The sequence below is a fragment of the Streptomyces marokkonensis genome (genome assembly GCF_039539045.1).
In the GTDB taxonomy this organism is placed as follows: domain Bacteria; phylum Actinomycetota; class Actinomycetes; order Streptomycetales; family Streptomycetaceae; genus Streptomyces; species Streptomyces marokkonensis.
The window spans coordinates 24174-30934 of the sequence record NZ_BAABCQ010000089.1 but is presented as its reverse complement, the minus strand read 5'-3'; the positions used below and the strand labels follow the sequence as shown (position 1 = coordinate 30934).

Sequence of the window (6761 nt, the reverse complement as noted above, 5' to 3'; positions counted from 1 at the left end):
GGTATCTCCACGCGTTGCGGTGGTGAAACCGACCCATCCGCGTGAATCCGCTCACGCCGGGGCATACGCAGTACGCCCCCCTCTCGATCATGTCGGGGACGACAAGCTCGGAGGTACCCGTGAGCAGCAGTATCTTCAGGACCAAAAAGATCGAGCAGTCCATCCGGGACACCGAGGAACCGGAGCACGCACTCAAGAAGTCCTTGTCCGCGCTGGACCTGACCGTCTTCGGCGTCGGTGTCATCATCGGCACCGGCATCTTCGTACTGACCGGCACGGTCGCCAAGAACAACGCCGGGCCGTCGGTGGCCCTGGCCTTCGTCGTCGCCGGAGTCGTCTGCGCGCTCGCCGCGCTCTGCTACGCGGAGTTCGCCTCCACGGTCCCGGTGGCCGGCTCCGCGTACACCTTCTCGTACGCCTCGCTCGGTGAACTGCCCGCCTGGATCATCGGCTGGGACCTGGTCCTGGAGTTCGCGCTGGGCACGGCGGTGGTGGCCGTCGGCTGGTCCGGCTACATCCGTTCGCTGCTGGACAACGCGGGCTGGCAGATGCCCGCGGCGCTCGGCGGCCGGGACGGTGCCGAGAGGTTCGGCTTCGACATCCTCGCCGCCGTCCTGGTGTTGGTGCTCACCGGCATCCTGGTCCTCGGCATGAAGCTGTCGGCACGGGTCACCTCGGTCGTCGTCGCCATCAAGGTGACCGTCGTCCTCATCGTGATCATCGCGGGTGCCTTCTTCGTGAAGGGCTCCAACTACGACCCCTTCATCCCCGAGGCGCAGCCGGTGGAGGCGGGAGGGGGCCTGCACTCACCGCTGATCCAGCTGATGTTCGGCTGGGCGCCGGCCAACTTCGGTGTGATGGGCGTCTTCACCGCGGCCTCGGTCGTCTTCTTCGCCTTCATCGGCTTCGACATCGTCGCCACGGCCGCCGAGGAGACCAAGAACCCCCAGCGCGACATGCCGCGCGGCATCCTCGGCTCCCTGTTCATCTGCACCGCGCTGTACGTCGCCGTGTCGATCGTCGTCACCGGCATGCAGCACTACAGTGAGCTGTCCATCGACGCCCCGCTCGCCGACGCCTTCAAGTCCACCGGGCATCCCTTCTTCGCCGGTGTGATCAGCTTCGGTGCCGCCGTCGGTCTGACCACGGTCTGCATGATCCTGCTGCTCGGCCAGACCCGGGTGTTCTTCGCGATGAGCCGCGACGGGCTGCTGCCGCGCTTCTTCTCCCATGTCCACCCGAAGTTCCGGACGCCGTACCGGCCGACCATCCTGCTCGGCGTGATCATCGCGATCGTCGCCGGCTTCACCAGCCTGAGCGAACTCGCCGAGCTGGTGAACATCGGCACGCTGTTCGCGTTCGTCGTCGTCGCGCTCAGCGTGATCATCCTGCGCCGGACCCGCCCGGACCTGCCGCGTGCGTTCCGCACCCCGCTGGTGCCGCTGCTGCCGATCGTGTCGGTGGCCGCCTCGCTGTGGCTGATGCTGAACCTGCCCGCCGAGACATGGGTGCGGTTCGGCGTCTGGATGGCGATCGGTGTCGTCGTGTACTTCCTCTACAGCCGCAACCACAGCCGCCTGGCCCACGGCGAGGAGACGCCGGCCGGCAGCCCTTCGAAATCGTCCGGCCAGGACACCCCGTAGCCACCGCCACCGCCACCACCGGCCCGCCCGACGCCACTGCCACCGCCCGATGACGTCACACCGGCCCGCCCGACGCCGCCGCCACCTGGCTGGCCCGACGCCACTGCCGCCGGTGCCGTCAGGCGGGCCGGACCGTTCGCGGTCCCGCCACCTCCGCCCCCAGCTCCGCCACCCGGCGGCGCAGCCCACGGTCCGCCGTCACCACCAGAACGGGGCGGTCACCGGCCCGCGCGGCCAGCTCGACCATGTGATCGTCCCCACTGCCGGGCGCCGACTCCACCCGTACGCCGGGAACCGGGTCCACGCCACGGGCCGCGCCCTCGACCACGAGGACGATCTCCACCGGGCCGGTATGCCCCGGCACCCCGTCCACCGCCAGCCGGTCCCGCAACCGCTCCGCGGCCCCGCGCCGGTCGTGCCACCATCCGTCGGGCACGGACCCGACGACGTTCGCGGCGTCGACGATCACGAGGAGAGGTTCGCTGTCGTCCATGGGGCCAGGGTCGCACGCGCCCCCACCCGGACGGAGCGCTCCCGTGGGCGGAGGCATAAAATCACCAGGTGAACGGCGAGTGGCTCATACGCGGCCGGGACGGCCGACTCAGCGTCTACCTGATGACCCAGGACGCTGTCCTGTGCCGTGCGGAGCAGGTGCCGGGCGGCCCCTGGGACGCACCGCGCAGGATCGGCGGCGACCAGCGACTGCACTCGGCCGCGGGGATCGGCCAGGGCGCCGACTCCTACGCGCACCTGGTCGCCTGGCGGCCCACCGGGCCGGGGGAGTCGGACCTGGTGCACTCCACCCACTTCCGGCCCCTGCTGGCAGCCCTCGACTGGGACGCCGTCGGTCACCCGAATGACAAGGGTGACCGCACCGGCAGGCCCGTCGCCGTGGTCGACGCCCAGGGGCGGGCGCACATCTTCGTGCGCAACAGCGGCGGCGGACTCAGCATGCGTGCCCAGAAGCAGAAGGGCGGCTGGTGCCCGTGGCGTGACTTCAAGGGCACCGACCTCCAGGAGGTGCCCGCCGCGGTGGCGGGCAAGGACGGACGCATCGAGGCGTACGCGGCCGGCGCCGGCGCGCTCGTGTACTGGCGTCAGGAGGGGCCAGCCACCGAGTTCCAGCTGGTGGAGGAGGTGGAGGCCGAGGCCCGCCCGGGCACCCTGCGCGCCCTGGCCACCTCCGACGAGAACACCACCCTGTTCTTCACCGACACGGCCGGCCGGCTGTCCGCCTGGCGTCCGGGTGCCGGGCCCGTCGCCCTGCTCCCCGCGGCGGGGCCCGGACCGGTCGCTGCCGTCCGCTGCGAACTCGACGGTCACGACTGCACGCTGCTGGCCCAGTGCTCGTCCTCCGGCAGGGTCGCCTTCGCGGCCTACCCCAGCGAGCAGGAGTCGGCGGGCGCCTGGTGGACGGAGTCAGGACCGCGGCTGCCCGCGGATGCCGGGGTGTCCCTGGCCGTGGACGCCGTCGGTCGGGTGGTCGCGGCGGTTCTGTCGCCCTCGACGGGACAGCTGCTGCTGACCCGTCGCAAGGACGAACCGGGGTTGGCGCTGACGGCCTGGCAGGAGGTCTGACGGGGCCCGTCGGACCTCGCCCGGATCGCGTCGCCGGGTGCGAAAGGGATGGGCCGCACGGATTGTCACCGTGCGACCCACCCCCTCTTCTTCGGGTGTGACCGGTTACGCCGGAACGCTCGCCACCCCGGGCTCCAGGAACCGCTTCCCGTTCACCCGCTCGGCGACGCCCTCACGGTCCAGGTACGGCGTGATGCCGCCCAGGTGGAAGGGCCAGCCGGCGCCGGTGATCAGGCAGAGGTCGATGTCCTGGGCCTCGGCGACGACGCCCTCGTCGAGCATCAGGCCGATCTCCTGGGCCACCGCGTCCAGGACGCGGTCGCGGACCTGCTCCTCGGTCAGGACCAAGTCGCCCTGCTCGAGAAGCGCGGCGACCTCCGGGTCCAGCTCCGGCCTGCCGCTGTCGTAGACGTAGAAGCCGCGCTTGCCCGCCTCGACGACCGCCTTGAGGTTCGGGGAGACCGTGAAGCGCTCGGGGAAGGCCCGGTTGAGGGTCTGAGAGACGTGCAGGCCGATGGCCGGGCCGACCAGCTCCAGCAGGACCAGCGGGGACATCGGCAGGCCGAGCGGTTCCACGGCCTTCTCCGCGACCTCGACCGGGGTGCCCTCGTCGATGACGTTCTGGATCTCGCCCATGAAGCGGGTCAGGATGCGGTTCACGACGAACGCCGGGGCGTCCTTCACGAGGACCGCGGTCTTCTTCAGCTTCTTCGCGACGCCGAACGCCGTGGCCAGCGAGGCCTCGTCCGTCTGCTCGCCGCGGACGATCTCCAGCAGCGGGAGGATCGCGACCGGGTTGAAGAAGTGGAAGCCGACGACCCGCTCGGGGTGCTTCAGCTTCGACGCCATCTCCGAGACGGAGAGCGAGGAGGTGTTGGTGGCGAGGATGGCGTGCGCGGGCGCCACCGCCTCGACCTCCGCGAACACCTTCTGCTTGACGCCCATCTCCTCGAACACGGCCTCGATGACGAAGTCCGCGTCCGCGAAGCCCTCGGCCTTGTCCAGGACACCGGAGACCAGGGCCTTCAGGCGGTTGGCCTTGTCCTGGTCGATCCGGCCCTTGCCGAGCAGCTTGTCGATCTCGGCGTGGACGTAGCCCACACCCTTGTCGACGCGCTCCTGGTCGATGTCGGTCAGGACGACCGGCACCTCGAGGCGGCGCAGGAAGAGCAGGGCCAGCTGCGACGCCATCAGACCGGCGCCGACGACACCCACCTTGGTGACCGGGCGGGCCAGCGCCTTGTCCGGGGCGCCGGCGGGGCGCTTGCCGCGCTTCTGCACCAGGTTGAAGGCGTAGATGCCGGAGCGCAGTTCGCCGCCCATGATCAGGTCGGCGAGGGCCTGGTCCTCGGCGTCGTAGCCCTGCTGGAGGTCGCCGTTCTTGGCGGCGGCGATGATGTCCAGGGCGCGGTAGGCGGCGGGGGCGGCGCCGTGCACCTTGGAGTCGGCGATGAAGCGGCCCTTGGCGACGGCCTGGTCCCAGGCCTCGCCGCGGTCGATCACCGGACGCTCGACGGCGATCTCGCCCTTGAGGACGGACGCCGTCCAGATCAGCGACTGCTCGAGGAAGTCCGCGCCCTCGAAGATCGCGTCCGCGATGCCGAGTTCGTGGACCTGCGCGCCCTTGAGCTGCTTGTTCTGATTCAGGCTGTTCTCGATGATGACCGAGACGGCCTTGTCGGCGCCGATCAGGTTCGGCAGCAGGGTGCAGCCGCCCCAGCCGGGGACGAGGCCGAGGAAGACCTCGGGGAGCGAGAAGGCGGGGAGGGCCGCGGACACCGTGCGGTAGGCGCAGTGCAGGCCGATCTCCACGCCGCCGCCCATGGCCGCGCCGTTGTAGTACGCGAAGGTCGGCACGGCCAGCTTCGACAGCCGCTTGAAGACGTCGTGGCCGCCCTTGCCGATGGCGAGCGCGTCCTCGTGCCGCTCGAGCAGCTCGACGCCCTTGAGGTCGGCGCCGACCGCGAAGATGAACGGCTTGCCGGTGACGCCGACGCCGACGATGTCGCCGTCCGCGGCCTCCTTCTCGACCTGGTCGACGGCGGCGTCGATGTTCGCCAGCGACTGCGGGCCCAGCGTGGTCGGCTTGGTGTGGTCCAGGCCGTTGTCCAGGGTGATCAGGGCGAAACGCCCGGCCCCCAGCGGCAGGTCGAAGTGGCGTACGTGCGCGCTGGTGACGACCTCACCGGGGAACAGCTCGGCCGCACCCTTCAGAAGCTCTGCGGTGGTGCTCACTTGTCCCCCTCGAAGTGCGGGTTCTCCCAGACGACCGTCGCGCCCATGCCGAAGCCGACGCACATGGTGGTCAGGCCGTAGCGGACGTGCGGCTGCTCCTCGAACTGACGGGCCAGCTGCGTCATCAGGCGGACGCCCGACGAGGCCAGCGGGTGGCCGAAGGCGATGGCGCCGCCGTACTGGTTGACGCGCGCGTCGTCGTCGGCGATGCCGTAGTGCTCCAGGAAGGCGAGGACCTGGACGGCGAAGGCCTCGTTGATCTCGAACAGGCCGATGTCGTCGATGGACAGGCCGGCCTGGGCCAGGGCCTTCTCCGTCGCCGGGATCGGGCCGTAGCCCATGACCTCCGGCTCGACGCCCGCGAAGGAGTACGCGACGAGGCGCATCTTGACCGGCAGGTCGTTCTCGCGGGCGAAGTCCTCGCTCGCGATGAGGGAGGCGGTGGCGCCGTCGTTGAGACCGGCCGCGTTGCCCGCGGTGACCCGGCCGTGCACGCGGAACGGCGTCTTCAGGCCCGCCAGGTTCTCCAGCGTGGTGCCCGGACGCATCGGCTCGTCGGCGGTGACCAGGCCCCAGCCGGTCTCACCGGCCTCTTCGTTGGTGCGGCGCACCGAGACGGGCACCAGGTCGGCCTGGATCTTGCCGTCGGCGTACGCCTTGGCGGCCTTCTCCTGCGAGCGCACGGCGTACTCGTCGGCGCGCTGCTTGGTGATGCCCGGGTAGCGGTCGTGCAGGTTCTCCGCGGTCATGCCCATGAACAGGGCGGACTCGTCGACGAGCTTCTCGCTGACGAACCGCGGGTTCGGGTCCACGCCCTCGCCCATCGGGTGGCGCCCCATGTGCTCGACACCGCCCGCGATCGCGACGTCGTACGCGCCGAAGGCGACGGAGCCGGCCACCGAGGTGACCGCGGTCAGGGCGCCCGCGCACATGCGGTCGATCGAGTAGCCCGGGACCGAGGTGGGCAGGCCCGCCAGGATGCCGGCGGTGCGGCCGATGGTCAGGCCCTGGTCACCGATCTGCGTGGTCGCGGCGACGGCGACCTCGTCGATCTTCTTGGGGTCGAGACCGGGATTGCGGCGCAGCAGTTCCCGGATGGCCTTCACGACCAGGTCGTCGGCGCGGGTCTCGTGGTAGACGCCCTTCGGGCCCGCCTTGCCGAACGGGGTGCGGACGCCGTCTACGAAGACGACGTCCCTGACGGTACGAGGCACGATGGCTCTCCTCCAGGGTGCGGGATGGCACTGCTGCGGCGCGCCGGTGCTGAGCGCGCGCTCAGGCCCATGCTACTTATGAGTAACGTAG

The 6761-nt window shown here is 70.6% G+C and carries 5 protein-coding genes; 2 read left to right on the top strand and 3 right to left on the bottom strand.

Annotated features, from left to right (window positions below; genetic code table 11):
* Window positions 1-119 precede the first annotated feature (119 nt).
* On the top strand, window positions 120-1643 hold the full coding sequence (locus tag ABEA26_RS21720) for an amino acid permease (protein ID WP_345594617.1): 1524 nt from the start codon (window positions 120-122) through the stop codon (window positions 1641-1643).
* Window positions 1644-1761: 118 nt separating this feature from the next.
* On the opposite strand, the gene ABEA26_RS21715 is transcribed toward ABEA26_RS21720, so the two are convergent.
* Window positions 1762-2136 carry a PIN domain-containing protein gene (locus ABEA26_RS21715; protein ID WP_345594615.1) on the bottom strand — a complete coding sequence of 125 codons (375 nt, stop codon included), beginning with the start codon at window positions 2134-2136 and terminating at the stop codon, window positions 1762-1764.
* 68 nt (window positions 2137-2204) lie between these two features.
* On the opposite strand from ABEA26_RS21715, the gene ABEA26_RS21710 reads away from it, so the two are divergent.
* Entirely contained in the window at window positions 2205-3221 is a 1017-nt protein-coding gene (locus ABEA26_RS21710; protein ID WP_345594613.1) for a PLL family lectin, read from the top strand.
* 105 nt (window positions 3222-3326) lie between these two features.
* Here ABEA26_RS21710 and ABEA26_RS21705 read toward each other — a convergent pair whose 3' ends face one another.
* Both ABEA26_RS21705 and ABEA26_RS21700 read right to left on the bottom strand, forming a co-directional pair.
* Window positions 3327-5456, bottom strand: coding sequence for a 3-hydroxyacyl-CoA dehydrogenase NAD-binding domain-containing protein (locus ABEA26_RS21705; protein ID WP_345594611.1), 2130 nt, complete (start codon window positions 5454-5456; stop codon window positions 3327-3329).
* Window positions 5453-6670 (bottom strand): thiolase family protein, encoded by a 1218-nt coding sequence (locus ABEA26_RS21700; RefSeq protein ID WP_345594609.1) that lies wholly within the window; start codon window positions 6668-6670, stop codon window positions 5453-5455. The genes ABEA26_RS21705 and ABEA26_RS21700 overlap by 4 nt, the downstream gene beginning before the upstream one ends.
* Window positions 6671-6761: the final 91 nt, after the last annotated feature.

Bases quoted from the DNA above. Each gene is read 5' to 3' on its own strand.
- ABEA26_RS21715 (WP_345594615.1), bottom strand. From the start codon at position 2,136: ATGGACGACAGCGAACCTCTCCTCGTGATCGTCGACGCCGCGAACGTC.